We start from the raw sequence: 16,639 nt of genomic DNA on the forward strand, positions 1-16,639 counted from the left end.
CATTTGTTACGGACAGAAGAGCTCCTGCTAAACGTTGGTCCTCAGCATCCTAGTACGCATGGCGTTTTCCGCGTGATTGTGAAGCTGGATGGAGAGATCATCAAAGAAGCTATACCCGTTATGGGCTATCTACATAGAGGAACAGAGAAGCTGGCTGAGAATCTGAGCTACACGCAAATTATTCCTTATACAGACCGTATGGATTACGTCTCTGCCATGACGACGAACTATGTTCTCGTTCATGCCGTTGAGAAAATGATGGGATTGGAAGTTCCGGAACGCGCGGAATTCCTTCGTTTGATCGTGATGGAACTTCAGCGGATTGCTTCCCATATGGTGTGGTGGGGAACGTATTTGCTGGATATCGGAGCCATGAGTCCGTTCTTATTCGCTTTCCGTGATCGGGAAATTATCATTGACCTGTTCAATGAACTCTGCGGAGCTCGTTTGACTTACAACTACATGCGTGTAGGCGGGGTAAAATGGGATGCTCCAGACGGTTGGATCGATAAAGTTAAGAAATTTATCCCGTATATGTACGGCAAATTGGAAGAATATCATACCCTTGTATCCGGAAATGAGATTTTCCTCTCCAGGATTAAGGGTGTAGGTAAATATGACGCCAATACAGCCATTGCCTATGGGCTTAGCGGCGCTAACTTAAGATGTACGGGTGTTGATTGGGATATCCGCAAAACGCAGCCATACAGCCTATACAATCGCTTTCAATTCGATGTGCCTGTACGAAGCGGCGGCGATTGTTATGATCGCTATCTAGTACGCATGGAAGAAGTAAAACAGTCCCTGCGTATTTTGGAGCAAGCAGTGGCACAGTTCCCTGAACAAGGGGAAACCATGGGCAAAGTGCCTAGGGTGATTCGTCCTCCAGAAGGAGAAGTGTATGCGGCTATCGAGTCTCCTCGTGGAGAAATCGGCTGCTATATTATTTCCCGAGGTAAGCAAGAGCCATTCCGTTTGAAATTCCGCAGACCGTCTTTCGTAAATCTACAAATATTGCCCAAACTCCTGGTCGGTGAATCGATGACCAACCTGATTACGATATTGGGCGGCATCGATATTGTCGTTGGGGAGGTGGATGCCTAATGGTAAATTTGCTGGAAGAGAGTCTAACCTGGACGAACTTCTTCGTTTTCCTTTTCTGGGGCATCGTTATGCTGCTCTTGGTTCTTGGCTTCGTTACCTACGCGATCTACTTTGAGCGGAAGGTCATTGGCTGGATGCAGCTGCGGATCGGCCCAAACCGCACAGGGCCGTTTGGGCTTCTGCAGAGCGTCGCGGACGTATTCAAACTGCTCATTAAAGAAGATACCATTCCCAAAAAGGCGGAACGCGAGCTGTTCATTTTGGCGCCTATCATTACGTTCATTCCTTCGTTTACGATTATTGCGGCGATCCCTTTCTCGGATCGGATGTTTAATGCGAATTTGAATGCCGGTCTGCTTTATTACGTCGCTCTTACAGGGATCTCTACGATTGGGATTATTCTCGGGGGCTGGGCATCCAACAATAAATATGCCTTACTTGGCGGTATGCGTTCAGCAGCGCAGATGATTAGTTATGAGGTACCGCTCGTCATTTCCGTCATTGGTGTCATTATGATGACAGGCAGTTTAAATCTGCATACCATCGTTGACCATCAAGCGGGCGGCTTCTGGCATTGGAATTTCATTCCTCAAATTCTAGGTTTCATCATCTTCGCCATTGCTGGTGTATCGGAGCTTAACCGGACGCCTTTTGACTTGCCGGAAGCAGAGTCTGAGCTTGTAGCAGGTTATCACGTGGAATATAGCGGCTTCCGCTTTGCTTTTTTCATGCTATCGGAATACGTATACGTGTTTATCATTGCTTCATTAACGAGCCTGATCTTCTTAGGCGGATGGCATGCGCCGTTCCCATTCCTTGATTTTATTCCGGGGATCATCTGGTTCCTGCTGAAATTCTCCCTCGTTGTGTTCGTCTTGTTCTGGTTGCGGGCGACATTGCCTCGCGTACGGATTGATCAGCTCATGGGATTCGGCTGGAAAGTGCTGCTGCCTTTGGCGCTAGTCAATATGCTGGTAACGGCGATCATTATGACGATCTTTTAACAAAGCCTGCGCTTACGAAGTCAGTTTTGCAAAAGCAAAACTCTAAGGAGTGAACCAAATGAAGGGCATAATCAAAGGCTTAGGCGTAACGTTGAAAAGCATGACACAGAAAAAAATCACGTACGCATACCCTGAGGTCCCGATAAAAATGCCGGATCGTTTTCGCGGTATTCAACATTTTGACCCAGAGAAGTGCATCGTGTGCAATCAATGTGCGCGTATTTGCCCAACCGAGTGCATTACTTTGACGGGTAAAGCGAATCCGGACCCCGAGAAAAAGGGGAAGGTCATTGATACGTACGATATCAACTTCGAAATTTGTATTTTGTGCGATCTTTGCACAGAGGTGTGTCCGACGGAAGCGATCGTTATGACGAATAATTTCGAGCTAAGTTCCTACAGTCGCGATGATCTTTTCAAAAATTTGCAATGGTTGAATGAAAATAACCAAAACATTCGCCAAGAGAATAACTCGGCCATGCCAAAAGGGGGGGCCAAGAAAGATGTTTAGCGGAATTGGTGATTTCCTCTCAAGCGGTTCAAGCTGGGCTTTCTTCATTTTCGCCCTTCTGGCCATCGGCGGAGCGATCTTTATGATTTCTTTTACCAAAGTTGTTCATATGGTCATTGCCGTTGCGCTTACGTTCATTAGCTTAGCAGGGCTATATATTATCCTTGAAGCTGAGTTTGTTGCTTTCGTACAGGTGTTGATCTATGCAGGGGCGATCTCGATCCTTATGATTTTCGGCATTATGATGACGAAGCACAGACAAGGGGAAGAGGAGGAACCAAGGCGTCCGTGGCACGAAGGTTTGGCGATAGTTGGCGCTTTGGGCTTGTTCGGGGTGTTGTTCTATGCGATTCAAAAAACGACCTTCGTCTCCCAAGGGTCTTTAGATGCCGGTAAAGACAATACATTAGAAATCGGCAAACTGTTGTATAACCAGCACGTGATTCCATTCGAAATCATGTCTGTGCTGCTGACAGTCGCTTTCATAGGCGCTATTATCGTCGCGAAGAGAGAGGAGGATTAGCTATGGGCAACATCATTACTCCCTATCTCACGCTGGCTGCAATCCTGTTCTGTATCGGTCTGTACGGCGCTTTAACGAAAAAAAATGGGGTCATCGTGTTATTGTCAATTGAGTTGATGCTCAATGCGGTGAACTTAAATTTGATCGCTTTCTCCAAACTCGGGGATCATCCGGCGCTGACAGGTCAAATTTTCTCACTCTTCAATATTACGATTGCAGCCGCAGAAGCAGCTGTCGGGATAGCGATTCTTATTACGATTTACCGAAATAGAGGAACAGTAGATGTAACGGATTTGGATTCTATGAAGCGCTAGGAGGCTAACAAGGATATGGTATCGGACTATTCACAGTACGCCTGGCTCATTCCGTTGTTTCCGTTGATTGCTTTTCTAGCGCTTACGGCTATGGGACGTCAATTAAAGGACTTGGGCATTTATATCAGTATTTTTGCGATGTTCGCCTCATTTATCGTCGCTGTGCTGATATTTGTTGAACGCATCGGCGGCAAAGTTGAGGATTATACGTGGGATAAGCTGAATTGGCTGCAAGTTGGCGATTTTACCTTGAGTATGGGGTTTGAGGTTAACAATTTGAACGCCCTGATGCTGGTCATCGTCACGTTGGTCTCTCTCCTCGTTAATATTTACTCTAGAGGTTATATGAAAGGCGACGAGCGAATCCATGTGTTCTTTGGTTATATCGCTTTGTTCTCTTTCTCCATGTTAGGTCTGGTTATTTCAGAAAACATGTTAGAACTCTACATTTTCTGGGAACTTGTAGGGGTATGTTCCTTCTTGCTTGTAGGTTTCTGGTACTTCAAACCAGAGGCGAAGGCTGCAGCGAAAAAAGCTTTCATCGTTACACGCATCGGGGACGTGGGCCTGTTCCTTGGCATCCTGCTGCTGTTTTGGTACATGCCGGGGCATGCACTTGATTTTACCTCTATACATAATGCCTTCACTACGGGCAAAATTGACCCGACCATCGTCACTTGGATTGCCGTTCTGATCTTTATCGGAGCCATGGGGAAATCAGGTCAGTTCCCGCTGCACACCTGGTTGCCTGACGCTATGGAAGGCCCGACGCCGATCAGTGCGCTGATCCACGCAGCAACAATGGTTGCCGCAGGGGTGTACTTAGTGGCGCGTACGTTTGATATTTTCCATGCTTCGCCGGATGCCTTACTGGTTGTTGCTTATGTGGGGGGCTTTACGGCCATCTTTGCGGCGACGATTGGGATCGCGCAGAACGATATCAAACGTATTCTCGCCTATTCGACGGTAAGTCAGCTTGGCTATATGATGATGGCGCTCGGCATTGGCGTGTCGTATACGTCAGGGATGTTTCATTTATTCACGCATGCTTTCTTCAAAGCCTTGCTCTTCTTGGGCGCAGGCAGCGTGATTCACGCCGTGCATACGCAGGACATCAATGAAATGGGCGGCTTATCCCGCAAAATGAAAATAACGACCTGGACATTTGCCATCGGAACCTTGGCGCTCTCGGGAATTTTCCCATTCGCAGGGTTCTGGTCGAAGGATATGATCTTGACAGAAGCCTATGAACATAACCAGCTGTTGTTCTGGGTTGGTGTGATTGCGGCTTTCTTCACCGCCTTTTATATGTCCCGACTCTTCTTCCTGGTTTTCTTAGGTTCGCCTAGAGGGAAAGCGCACGGGCACGACGACCATGCCCATGAGCCTCATGAATCGCCTTCCACGATGACGATACCGCTCATCATTTTGGCTGTACTTGCTGTGGTTGCAGGGTTTGTGAATACGCCGTTCAACGAGTGGCTGGGCCACTGGTTAACGGGTCAAGAACATGACGAGAAAGCCAATTGGATCGTAATTATTTTATCCACACTCGCAGGGTTGCTTGGTATTGGTCTAGGGTACCTGATCTACCTGAAACGCACGATTCCGCGGGATGTTATATCCGGTAAGTTGCCTTGGTTGTACACACTGCTGAACCGTAAATATTTCGTGGATGAAATCTATGACGGTCTTATCGTCAAGCCACTGCGAGGTTTAGGATGGATTCTTGAACTGATTGATGTGTACATCATTGATGGTATCGTGCGTTTGGTCGCCTTTACTGTCGTCAGTCTTGGGCGTTTGGGCTCCCGCCTTCAAAATGGCCAGATGCAGACCTATGGCGTCATCATGATTCTAGGGATGCTGATCTTGGCGCTCGCCATCGCAGGAAGGAGGTTCATCCATGCCGGCTAATCTACCTATACTCAGTCTAATCGCTTTCTCACCTTTGCTCGGTGTGCTGGTCCTGCTCTTCATTCGAAGTGATCGCGGCCGTTTAATTAAAACAATCGGTATCCTCACGACATTGATTCCGCTTATTTTGGCGGCATGGTTGTATGCTGATTACAACTTTCAAGGCGATCCGCTTCAATACAAAGAACAACTCGACTGGATCAAAGTCCCACTGAACCATGAGGGGATTCAACAAATCACATCGTATTTCTTTGAATTCAAATACAGCGTTGCCGTTGATGGAATTTCATTGCCGCTTGTATTTCTAACCGCTCTTGTTTCATCCATGGCCGCTTTAGCCTCGGTGTATATCAAGAAACGCTGGAAAACGTACTTTATTTTATTCCTGCTGCTGGAAACCGGTATGTTCGGCGTCTTTATGGCTCAGGACCTGTTCTTGTTCTTCTTGTTCTTCGAAATCACACTCGTGCCGATGTTCTTCCTGATCGGAATATGGGGCTATATGAACAGAGAGCAGGCGGCGAACCGCTTCCTTCTCTACAACGGACTCGGTTCAGCGATTATGCTGATCGCGTTCCTTATCCTTGTCAGCACGGCAGGCTTCAACCAAGATCCGTCGCAGACAGAGGCTATCATTTACTACAGCGGAGATATTCATACCATTGCACATAATTTGCTGCAGGATCCCGCTGCTTATGTGAATCAAGAGGGAGCGCCGTTCTTCCTAAGCCCAGCCATGAAATGGACCGTGTTCATCATGCTGCTGGTCGCATTCGGCATCAAGCTGCCGATCTTCCCGTTCCATACGTGGATGCTAAAAGTACATACAGAGGCTCCGCCTGCTGTTGTTATGATTCACTCCGGCATTTTGCTCAAAATGGGAGCTTACGGCCTTATCCGCTTCGGCATTCTGTTCTTTCCGGCGGAAGCGAAGCAGTGGGCCTGGATGCTAGCGCTCCTAGGCGTTATCAACATCGTGTACGGCGCCATTCTCGCGATGGTGCAAAAAGACTTCAAACTCGTGCTGGCTTACTCGAGTATCAGCCATATGGGCATCGTCCTGCTCGGTCTCGCCGCATTTAACGTGTCGGGCCTTCAGGGAGCCGTGTTCCAACTGATCTCACACGGTCTGATCTCGGCCCTGATGTTCCTGCTCGTCGGCAGCATCTACGAGCGGACGAACACGACCGAGCTCGATCGCTTAGGCGGTCTCGCCTCGTCGGTTCCCTTCATCAGCGGGATTCTGCTGATTGCGGGGATGGCCTCACTCGGATTGCCGGGCTTATCCGGCTTCATCAGTGAGTTCCTCGCATTCCTCGGACTCTTCGAGACACACCGGGTGTACGCGATTATCGGTACACTGGGGATCATTCTCGCAGCGGTGTACGTGCTGCGCGGGGTGCTGAACATCACGTTTGGCCCTAAGCAGCCAAACCTCGTCCTGCAAGGGATACGCGACGCACGATTAATCGAGGCGGTGCCGATGATTACCTTGGTGGCGTTCATCCTCTTGCTCGGGGTATACCCAAGCGTGCTGAGCCAGCCGCTTCAGCAAACGATAGGCAGCTTGGATCAATTGATCCAAAGCGTAGCCGGGAAGATAGGAGGTTAGTCCGGTGGAACAGCTTCGACTCCAAGTCGCCGATTTAGTGCATCTGCTCCCTGAGCTTTCGCTGGTTGCCACCGCGATCATCCTATCTCTCTTGGATTTGATCCTGCCGAGCAGGTTAAGTCGTTCCGTTATTGGATGGTTGACCTTGGTCGGCCTTGTGATTTCCGGCGTGTTTGTTTTGCTTCAGTTGAACCCGGATGAGGCGATTCAGCTGCTCAATCAAAGCTATAGAGTGGATGATTTCTCCAATCTGCTGAAATTGTTCACCTTGGTAGGAACGGGTCTCGTCGTTCTGATGAGTCTAAGTTCCGTGAAGGAAGATACGATCCCGCATGTAGGTGAGTACTACTACTTCTATCTGCCTGCAGCGCTCGGCGCAATGATTATGTCATCCTCGGGCGACTTAATAACGCTGTACGTAGGGCTGGAACTGCTTAGTATTACCTCTTACTTGCTTGTGGCGATGAAGAAGAAAGATAGCAAGTCCAATGAAGGAGCCTTTAAATACTTAGTAATGGGTGGCATATCTTCTGCCATCATCTTGTATGGCATGTCCTTCCTATATGGGATGGTGGGATCGAGCAATCTTGCACAGATTGGCGCGGCGCTTCCATCGCTCATTAGTTCCTATGAGCCGCTGCTCTACGTTTCATTTTTCATGCTGCTTGCCGGTTTCGGCTTCAAAATAGCCGCTGCCCCTTTCCACAGCTGGGCACCGGATGTCTACGAAGGCGCACCGACACCTGTGACGGCTTTCTTGGCTGTCGTGTCCAAAGGTGCCGGATTCGCCATCCTTTTCCGAGTTTTCTACGTCTTGTTCGGGTTTTCTTCTTTCGAGGAATCGAAATTCCAATCCGATGTGTTCCTGGCCATTTCAGTTATGGCTGCGATCGCCATGGTGGTCGGTAATTTCATCGCCCTGAAGCAAACCAACATGAAAAGGCTATTGGCTTACTCGGGAATTGCCAATGCAGGATATTTGCTTGTACCAATTGCAACGTACTTCTCTGGTGTCCACTACGCGAATTTCTCTGAATTTATTTTCTATCTGATCGCGTACTTGTTCATGAACATCGGTGCTTTCGCGGTACTGATGATTATTGAGCAAGCAGAGGGGCATACCGAGGCCAAGGGCTTCGGAGGTCTGTATTACCGTGCTCCTTTTACAGCTGCTGCCATGGTACTGATTGTGTTGTCCTTAACTGGAATTCCGATTTCCGGCGGATTTTTCGGTAAGTTGTACATCATATTCGGTACAATGCAAACCCATCAATACTGGCTCGGCTCCCTAATGATCGCGACGAGCGTCGTATCTTTCTACTACTACTTTGGTGTCGTTCGCCAAATGTTTATGCGCAGCGATTATGAGTCGGCTGAAGTTAAGGTGCCTGTTGCTTTGGGCATAACAGTCTGGTTATGTGCTCTTATCAGCGTAGCGCTAGGTTTGGTGCCGCATCTTGTGCTCAAATGGATTGAATCTATCTTCATGCTCACGAAGGATTTTATCTTGATGTAAATAGGAATGAGCCCTCCCCTTGCTGGGGAGGGCTTTTTGATTTTGCACCTAGAAACGGAATGTGGTAATTGCCTCCAAATCACACACAAATCCCATAATTGCATGTACAATAGACAGAAGTGGATAACCCCCCGGATTTTTTTCAAAAGTTCTGAACTTTTTGCGAAGAAAAACCGTTATATGTATCGAGAAGACGGGTAATGTGGTATAGATAGAGAAGGCATAAGACCATTACGAGATAAAGGAACTGTGATTTCATGAAATTCATTCGACACTTAGGGTTCATCGTCCTGATGATGCTTGTTGTGGAACTTACAGTGATGGTTACAAAAACAGAAGCAGCCTATCCCGTTTCGACGGATCCCATGAGGGTCAAACAGACCTATCTGGATATGATCCACATCAATGAAGCGTGGGCTGCGGCTGGAGATTCGCGTGCATCCATTGTAGTAGCTGTGGTTGACACCGGCGTTGATCTTACACATCCTGATTTGGTAGGTAATTTGGTAGAAGGCGTGAATTTGCTACAGCCCTCAAAAAAGCCAATTGATGATAATGGACATGGAACGAACGTAGCTGGCATCATTGCGGCTTCAATCAATAACGATAAAGGCATTGCAGGCATAGCTCCAATCGCTAAAATTATGCCGATCAAAGCATTGGAGTCAGATGGAACAGGCGGCGAAGCGAAGCTTGGCGAAGGCATCAAATATGCTGTGGATCATGGGGCGAAGATTGTCGTGCTCTCTCTGGGACTGAATAAGTACTCCGATTACATGGCAGGGGTAGTAAAGTATGCAGAGGATCACAATGTCCTTCTGGTGGCTGCCGTCGGCAATGAAAGCATGAGTGTGAAATACCCTGCAGCGTATCCAACGGTTCTGGCTGTAGGAGGCGTTACGGCTGATAAGCAGGCGGATCCTCGTTCGAATTTCGGGCCGGAGCTGGATCTGGTTGCACCGTGGGATGTGTATACTACAGCACTAGGCGGCGGCTATCAGTATCAAGACGGTAGCTCGATGTCCGCACCGCAGGTTGCTGGGGCAGCGGCACTTGTGTGGAGTAAATTTCCAACGATGAGCGCGTATGAAGTGAGATCTCAACTGGAGCAGACGGCGGATGATCTGGCAGAAACCGGCTGGGATGCTAAAACAGGTTATGGGCTGCTGCGTGTGGATATGGCGCTGACTAAGCCTTATAAAGAGGATCGATTTGAGCCAAATGATCGTCAGAGTCAAGCAGCTAAGCTGCCTATACATACCTCTGTGAAAGCAGCGTTATCCTCCGCGCTGGATGAGGATTGGTACGCGATTGATGCGGCCTATGACGGATATATTGAGCTGTGGTTGCAAAACACCGATAGTGCGGGTATTCGTGTACGCTTTGATTCCGGGGAAACTTTTATTTCCAATAGTTCCTCGGATGGAACTCAGCCTTTTAAGGTGAAAGTGACAAAAGGGCGCACGTATGTGCAGCTTCAAACCGTAGATCGCGAACGGAAAACAGGGATCAGTTACAGTTTGCAAACGGATTTTATCATCTACACGGACCCTTTTGAAGATAATGATAAGCAGTACAAAGCATTTGCGCTTCCTGAACGCAGCCAAACGATTCGCGGAACCTTTCACCAGAAAGGGGATGTCGATTGGTTTGTCTTACCTCTAGAGCATTCAGGCTCAATAAGGTTGAAGCTCTCCGTCGATACGGGTCGTATAGATCCGATGATTCTTTTTCAGAAAGAAGGAGAAAAGTCGATCACTATAGATCAAGGTGGAGATGGCGGGATTGAAATCAGCTCGCTCATGGATGTATTTCCAGGGCAATACTATATTCGAGTCAGTAATACGAAGGATTATACGGAGCCGATAACAGGTGAATATACGCTGGAAATTGAATATACGCCGAAATTAATTGATCCGAATGAACCTAATGATAAGTCGTATCAGGCAACATTTGCAGCGATGAATTCCGTGTACGAAGGTTTATTTAATAACAATGATGATGTTGATTGGTTTGAATTCCGAATGGGCCAAAATGGTCTGGCGCAAGTACGGTTGACTAACATCCCTACTTCGAGGACGATGTATGCAACGCTATATGACAGCACATTGAAGGAACAAGGTTTTTATAGAAACGAGTATGGTTCTGATCAGCTTTTTGTTGAGAAAACGTTGAATGCAGGCACCTATTATATTAAGCTGCAAGCCAATCAATGGTTCATGAGTCAAATTTACAGATTGAAAATTAACAGTTATACGCTCGTAAGCGGATTTGCCGATATTGAAGGGCATTGGGCTCAAGATGCGATAAGCAAGCTTACGGAGCAAGGCGTGATTAGCGGGTATGGCAATTATCGTTTTGCCCCGAATCAGTCGATTACCCGGGCAGAAGCAGCAACGGTATTGACTCGAGCCCTGAAGCTGACGAAGCGTAAAGATCTGAAGTTCTCCGATATGCCCACTTCACACTGGGCCTATGATTATGTCGCCAAAGCGCTGCAAGCAGATATTGTTGCTGGTTACCCTGACGGAACCTTCGGACCTGATCGTACGCTTACGCGAATGGAAATGACACAAATGCTTGCCCGCAGCATGAATATGACAGGGAAGAAGCGGGGGAATTCACCTTTTAACGACGTAGATGAGTCTTATTGGGGTTTGGGTATTTTGAAACAAATGTGGGCTGACGGCTGGATCACCGGCTATTCAGATGGTTCCTTCCATCCTGATGAGCAAGCCACACGCGCTGAATTCGTCTCTATGCTGGTGAAAGTAATGAATCGGTAGAACCGAGAAGGAGTGACCTATGGGAGAAGCGGATAAATGGAATGAAGCCGCGAAGTATGCTTCGGTAATGAACATGGTCGATATCGTGGTTTATATCCTGTGTATCGGCCTCGCGTGGTGGGCGCTGCAAGCGTTTCGCTTTGATGTGCTGCTTAAGAATCCAAAAGGCGCACAAGCCATTATGCTACAAATTCTACTTTCTATTGGGCTCGGGCATTTAGTTGCCAGTTTTTTCATCCAATATTTAGGCTTCTCCATGGGATTCGGAAAGATGTTTTAATTCCTTTTTTCGAATAATGATTTAAATTGTTGTCAACAATGGATAGTAGAACGGATCGAAAATGGAGATCCTGTTCGAACTCTATGTAGGTGCTTCAGAATACCAAAAGAACACAGTTGTAACTATGTGGCTTGTGATGATAAACTTAGGAAATGTGCAAAACCTTGTAATTAAAATAAGTGCGCGGAGGGACCATGATGAGCAAAATTATCGTCCGCGGTGGCCGAAAGTTAGCTGGCAATGTGAAAATCAACGGAGCGAAAAATGCGGTACTGCCGATTATTGCAGCTTCCATTCTGGGGTCGGAAGGTGAAAGCGTCATCCACGATGCGCCTCCCCTTGACGATGTACTAGTCATTAATAAAGTATTGCAAAGCTTAGGTATTGAAGTCGCCTATGACCGTCAGGTTATTCGTGTTCGTGCGGAACGCATTGACACATGCGAAGCATCCTATGATCTAGTCCGTAAAATGAGAGCCTCTTTCCTTGTTATGGGGCCATTATTAGCAAGACGGGGGCAAGCAAGAATTTCACTCCCAGGCGGTTGTGCGATTGGTACGAGGCCAATTGATCAGCATCTCAAAGGCTTCGAAGCGATGGGTGCCGATATTGAATTAGGCCAAGGGTATATTGAAGCCAGAGTGAAGGGGCGCCTGAAGGGTGCTAAAATTTATTTGGATGTAGCCAGCGTTGGCGCAACCGAAAATATTATGATGGCGGCTACGCTTGCGGAAGGCACAACCATCATTGAGAATGCAGCCAAAGAGCCGGAAATTGTCGATTTGGCTAACTATCTGAATGCGATGGGTGCAATTATTCGCGGTGCTGGAACGGGCGTTATTCGCATAGAAGGCGTAGAGAAACTTTGTGGGGCCGTACATACGGTTATACCGGATCGCGTAGAAGCGGGCACATATATGATTGCTGCTGCTATTACCGGCAGTGAACTGTACATGGAAAATGCTATCGGGGATCACCTGCGTCCTGTTATTTCCAAAATGCAGGAAATGGGCGTTGTCATCGAAGAAGACGAAAACGGTATTCGCGTGCGTGCCACGGGGCCGTTGCGTGCGGTTGACGTGAAGACATTGCCGTATCCGGGCTTCCCAACCGATATGCAGTCGCAAATGATGGCGCTGTTAATGGTGGCGGATGGCACAAGTCTTGTAACGGAGACGGTGTTCGAGAATCGGTTCATGCACGTGGAAGAATTCGCGAACATGAACGCTCATATTAAAGTCGATGGCCGCACGGCTATCGTCAGCGGTAACGCGAAGCTGCGCGGAGCAAAAGTGTGTGCAACCGACTTGCGTGCTGGAGCCGCGCTGATTTTGGCGGCGTTGGCAGCAGAAGGTGAGACCGAGATTACAGGCGTTCACCATATTGATCGCGGATATGTCGATATTACAGACGTATTGCGCGGGCTTGGTGCCGATATTTATCGGTCGGTGCCGCAACAAGTGGAGCAAGAAGCGGCGGAGCTGGTTTTTTTCAATATCCAGCCAACGTTAGCGTAGGATAAGTAAGAACCGTCGGAGAAAGCTCCGGCGGTTTTTTTTATGGTCATATGCAGCTGTTATGGGAGCTGGAGTCCGCTATTTTTCTGAAAAGGCGGAATTTCCATGTGGGAAGAGGAACTACGATCCGCTATTTTGTCGATTTCATCTGTAAAAGGCGCTATTGTGGACAATTAAGACCCTGTAGTTCCGCTCAGAGTGGCAATAGCTCGTTTTTTCACGAAGATAGAGGACTCTAGTTCCTCTAATTGAGCGTTAGCTGAGGGGGATTTGTGCCAGTTGATTATCTGGCCAAAGTCCCCTTCTTTTTGCCTACTGATAGCTGATTATTTGCTCTCTATGCTTTATTGCGAGATTCCAATACTTTATACAAATATTGTAAAAGTTTACTATTGATTTAACCATGCTAGATAGTATTATTAATTATGTAACTAATTCCATATTTTTACACTAATAGAAAGGGGGATAAGTTTATCTAGGATGTTGGAATCTATGATTCTGACCAACCAATCAAGTAACCATTTTTATCGAGCGAAGGAGAGAACATTAATGTTGATGAAAGAAAAAGTTTTACTTCAATGCTTACTTTCATGTTACTCGCCATGATGATCGTACCTGCATCGGCGCAGGGAAATCCAACGAATCCACCTCAATTGAAGACGGTCCTGGCAACAGGATGGGGGCATTCGTTATTTTTAAAGACAGATGCCACTTTGTGGGCTTGGGGCGATGGCAATTTAGGGCAATTAGGTAACGGTTTAGGCACTTAACAGATGTAACCGATGTAGAAGCTGGTTTCTACCATAGTTTAGCGTTAAAGTCCGATGGAACGGTATGGGCTTGGGGTCATAACTATTGGCGCGAGCTTGGAGACGGCACAAGGACGGACCATTATACGCCTGCTCAAGTCACAGGTCTGTAAATCTCAAATTGCAACGTGTTCTAATCTATTAGCGCCTCTCATAAGCTAAGTCATACCAAAATACCTGCTAGTAAACGCGCTTATGGAGGCTGCTGAGACGATGTTGAAGAAAAAACGTGTTCCTGGCCGCGGGGCCATCCTATGGATGGCTGTTTGTTTGTCTTCTATGCTCTGCGTCATCCTTCTTGTTCCTGGATTGCTAGTCAAGAAGATTCCGGGGGGCGACGATTCGCCCTCTGTACAGCTAGCGATTGATGGCTCTCATCAGGAGACGGTGACTGCTGGAGGGTTGATGATCCCTGTCTATTTGACCAAAAAAGATGAAATCGAAACGGTGCAATTGGAGCAGTATGTGAAAGGTGTACTCGCTGCAGAAATGCCAGTAGAGTTCGAGCTGGAAGCGCTCAAAGCGCAAGCAATGGCAGCTAGAACATACGTCATACGCAGGGTGCTAGAGAAGGATTATAGTAATGTGCCTGTAAATGATGCGCTTGTAACAGACACAACGGCACATCAAGCCTATCTGACCGATCAAGAGTTAAGAGAGAAGTGGACCAAAGGTACGTATGAAACGAATATGGCCAAAATCGATAGAGCTGTGAATGAAACGAAAGATCTGATTTTGACTTACGAGCACAAGCCTATCAATGCTACTTTTTTCTCAACGAGTAACGGGTATACGGAAAACTCAGAAGATTACTGGCCATTCATGAGTCCCTATCTACGCAGCGTGCCCAGTCCGTGGGATGTGAAGCTGTCTTCACGTTACCAAGAAACGGTAGACATTACGTACAAGAGTATGCTGCAGAAACTAGGCGTTACGAGTATAGCCACAACTGGTACCGGAACAAAGAGTATGAAAGTACTAGAGTGGTCAATGGGACACCGAATCAAGAAGATGACTATCGGAGGAAAAACCTTCTCTGGCCGAGAAGTAAGAGAGAAGCTAGGATTAGCATCCTCTCAATTCGCATGGAAATGGTCCGGTTCCAAAATTACGTTTACGACTTACGGATACGGCCATGGCGTTGGCTTAAGCCAATGGGGCGCTAATGGAATGGCCAAGGAGGGCAAGACTGCAGAGCAGATTGTAACCTACTATTACACAGGGATCTCTATTGAAAAAGCGACCCCTTTTATCCAGAAATCTTAGTTCATAACGTTTCTATAAAAATATCTTTCTTCAAGTATAAAACCTTTAAATGTGTCAAGAATGGTTGATGAGGTGATTAACCATGAGTGATCAAAACAAAGGTTTTCAAAAAGAAGAAGCTCCTAAAACTGTTCAAGGGGCACAAGGAAGTCCATCCGCATGGAAGAGGTTGCTTGCTAAGAAATGGGTATTCCCAGCAACGTATGTAGCAGCAGCGGCAATTATCTTAACCTTAATGTGGGTGTACCAGGACACAGGTACGAAAACAGTCAGCCAAGACGATCTGGGCATTAAGGTAAGCAGCGACGATCAAGCACCTGACAATTCCAAAGATGGAGCGGTTGCCGTCAACGCACCAGCAGAAGCTATGCAATGGCCTGTGAAAGACAGAGCGGCTCTTGACGTATCCATTCCGTTCTATGACACCAATGCAACCAATGAAGTTAAACAGGCGGCAATGATTCAGTATAACGATCAATTGACGCCGCATACCGCAATCGATTTGAAAGCCAAAGATGGCACAGCATTTGATGTATTGGCCGCTATGAGCGGTAAGGTTACGGCAGTTGAGCAGAATCCAGTTGTCGGCAATCTTGTCGAAATTACACACAGCAATGGCTTGATCAGCGTGTACCAAAGCTTAGCGGAAGTCAAAGTAACCAAAGGCGCTGAAGTGAAAAAAGGCGACGTCATCGCCAAAGCGGGACGTAATGATTTCGAGAAGGAAGACGGCGTGCACCTGCACTTTGAAGTGCGTCAAGTTAGCGATAATGCCGCTCTGAATCCGGAAACGATTCTAAACGCTAAACAGTAATCGGTTAAAATGAAAAGGCAAGCAGGTGGCTTCGTCACCAACCAGCCTACATAGAATGAGGGCAGCGGGTATATCCTGCTGCTTTTTTGCTTTGAAACCTAGGGGATTTACTCCACGGCTTGCCCTCCATCAGGGACACAACAGACTTGTCCTTGCCAAAAAAGACCGCATAAGCCCTTATTTCCTGATTTTTTTGAAAATAAATATAGGAAAAGGGCTTGTCAGGCTTGGTTACGTAGAATATCTAGTCATGCCCCTCATATACTTTACCAAACTATCTCGAGTAGGGAGGCGAGGGGAGTGCACGATTACATCAAAGAGCGAACCATTAAGATTGGTACCTGTATCGTCGAGACCAAGAATACGGTTCGCACGATTGCGAAGGAATTCGGTGTTTCCAAGAGCACGGTGCATAAGGATTTGACGGAAAGACTGCCGGAAATCAACCCGGACCTGGCCAACCAGGTGAAGCACATTTTGGAGTATCACAAGTCCATTAGACATCTAAGGGGAGGAGAAGCGACGAAAATCAAGTATCGAAAGACACGAAACCCGAAGCACTCCGAGAACTTAGTCACGGTCAAATCCTAAAAATACGATCATCCCGACGGTATCCTGGAACTGGACATGTCGAAATTTCACGGAAAAAGAGGAATTAATGCATTT

General features: G+C 47.2%; 15 protein-coding genes and 1 pseudogene. All 16 read left to right on the forward strand.

Going from position 1 to position 16,639, the window contains the following annotated elements:
* Nucleotides 1-3 precede the first annotated feature (3 nt).
* The 16 genes and pseudogenes from RQP52_RS31690 (at nt 4) to spoIIID (ending at nt 16,564) form a co-directional block, all read left to right on the forward strand.
* A complete protein-coding gene (locus RQP52_RS31690) occupies nt 4-1,104 on the forward strand; it encodes an NADH-quinone oxidoreductase subunit D (protein ID WP_315955539.1) in 1,101 nt (366 codons plus the stop codon).
* A complete protein-coding gene (gene nuoH / locus RQP52_RS31695; protein ID WP_315955540.1) occupies nt 1,104-2,108 on the forward strand; it encodes an NADH-quinone oxidoreductase subunit NuoH in 1,005 nt (334 codons plus the stop codon). Before RQP52_RS31690 ends, nuoH begins: the two co-directional genes overlap by 1 nt.
* A gap of 58 nt (nt 2,109-2,166) precedes the next feature.
* Nucleotides 2,167-2,619: an NADH-quinone oxidoreductase subunit NuoI gene (gene nuoI / locus RQP52_RS31700; protein WP_315955541.1), complete on the forward strand. Its 453-nt coding sequence runs from the start codon at nt 2,167-2,169 to the stop codon at nt 2,617-2,619.
* Nucleotides 2,612-3,142, forward strand: coding sequence for an NADH-quinone oxidoreductase subunit J (locus RQP52_RS31705; RefSeq protein ID WP_127453412.1), 531 nt, complete (start codon nt 2,612-2,614; stop codon nt 3,140-3,142). Before nuoI ends, RQP52_RS31705 begins: the two co-directional genes overlap by 8 nt.
* Before the next feature lie 2 nt (nt 3,143-3,144).
* Nucleotides 3,145-3,456, forward strand: a complete 312-nt coding sequence (nuoK, locus tag RQP52_RS31710; RefSeq protein WP_127453411.1) for an NADH-quinone oxidoreductase subunit NuoK — start codon at nt 3,145-3,147, stop codon at nt 3,454-3,456.
* Between the two features lie 15 nt (nt 3,457-3,471).
* Complete coding sequence (gene nuoL / locus RQP52_RS31715; RefSeq protein ID WP_315955542.1) at nt 3,472-5,373, forward strand: NADH-quinone oxidoreductase subunit L; 1,902 nt, start codon at nt 3,472-3,474, stop codon at nt 5,371-5,373.
* Nucleotides 5,363-6,985: a complex I subunit 4 family protein gene (locus RQP52_RS31720; RefSeq protein ID WP_315955543.1), complete on the forward strand. Its 1,623-nt coding sequence runs from the start codon at nt 5,363-5,365 to the stop codon at nt 6,983-6,985. Before nuoL ends, RQP52_RS31720 begins: the two co-directional genes overlap by 11 nt.
* 4 nt (nt 6,986-6,989) lie before the next feature.
* On the forward strand, nt 6,990-8,501 hold the full coding sequence (locus RQP52_RS31725) for an NADH-quinone oxidoreductase subunit N (protein WP_315955544.1): 1,512 nt from the start codon (nt 6,990-6,992) through the stop codon (nt 8,499-8,501).
* A 257-nt stretch (nt 8,502-8,758) separates the two neighbouring features.
* Nucleotides 8,759-11,287, forward strand: coding sequence for a S8 family peptidase (locus tag RQP52_RS31730; protein ID WP_315955545.1), 2,529 nt, complete (start codon nt 8,759-8,761; stop codon nt 11,285-11,287).
* A 19-nt stretch (nt 11,288-11,306) separates the two neighbouring features.
* Entirely contained in the window at nt 11,307-11,567 is a 261-nt protein-coding gene (locus RQP52_RS31735; protein WP_246069053.1) for a DUF1146 family protein, read from the forward strand.
* 197 nt (nt 11,568-11,764) lie between these two features.
* The gene (gene murA, locus RQP52_RS31740; RefSeq protein ID WP_315955546.1) at nt 11,765-13,084 is read left to right on the forward strand and encodes a UDP-N-acetylglucosamine 1-carboxyvinyltransferase; all 1,320 of its coding nucleotides are present in this window, start codon (nt 11,765-11,767) and stop codon (nt 13,082-13,084) included.
* A gap of 578 nt (nt 13,085-13,662) precedes the next feature.
* On the forward strand, nt 13,663-13,854 hold the full coding sequence (locus RQP52_RS31745; RefSeq protein WP_315955547.1) for an RCC1 domain-containing protein: 192 nt from the start codon (nt 13,663-13,665) through the stop codon (nt 13,852-13,854).
* Nucleotides 13,855-13,895: 41 nt separating this feature from the next.
* A pseudogene (locus RQP52_RS36560) lies at nt 13,896-14,006 on the forward strand (RCC1 repeat- and reductase domain-containing protein); the annotation flags it as partial.
* A 100-nt stretch (nt 14,007-14,106) separates the two neighbouring features.
* On the forward strand, nt 14,107-15,159 hold the full coding sequence (spoIID, locus tag RQP52_RS31750) for a stage II sporulation protein D (RefSeq protein ID WP_315955548.1): 1,053 nt from the start codon (nt 14,107-14,109) through the stop codon (nt 15,157-15,159).
* 82 nt (nt 15,160-15,241) lie between these two features.
* On the forward strand, nt 15,242-15,973 hold the full coding sequence (locus tag RQP52_RS31755; protein WP_315955549.1) for a M23 family metallopeptidase: 732 nt from the start codon (nt 15,242-15,244) through the stop codon (nt 15,971-15,973).
* A 300-nt stretch (nt 15,974-16,273) separates the two neighbouring features.
* Nucleotides 16,274-16,564 (forward strand): sporulation transcriptional regulator SpoIIID, encoded by a 291-nt coding sequence (spoIIID, locus tag RQP52_RS31760; protein ID WP_029195640.1) that lies wholly within the window; start codon nt 16,274-16,276, stop codon nt 16,562-16,564.
* Nucleotides 16,565-16,639 lie beyond the last annotated feature (75 nt).

It is taken from the genome of Paenibacillus violae (genome assembly GCF_032461945.1).
GTDB classification, from domain to species: Bacteria; Bacillota; Bacilli; order Paenibacillales; family NBRC-103111; genus Paenibacillus_E; species Paenibacillus_E violae.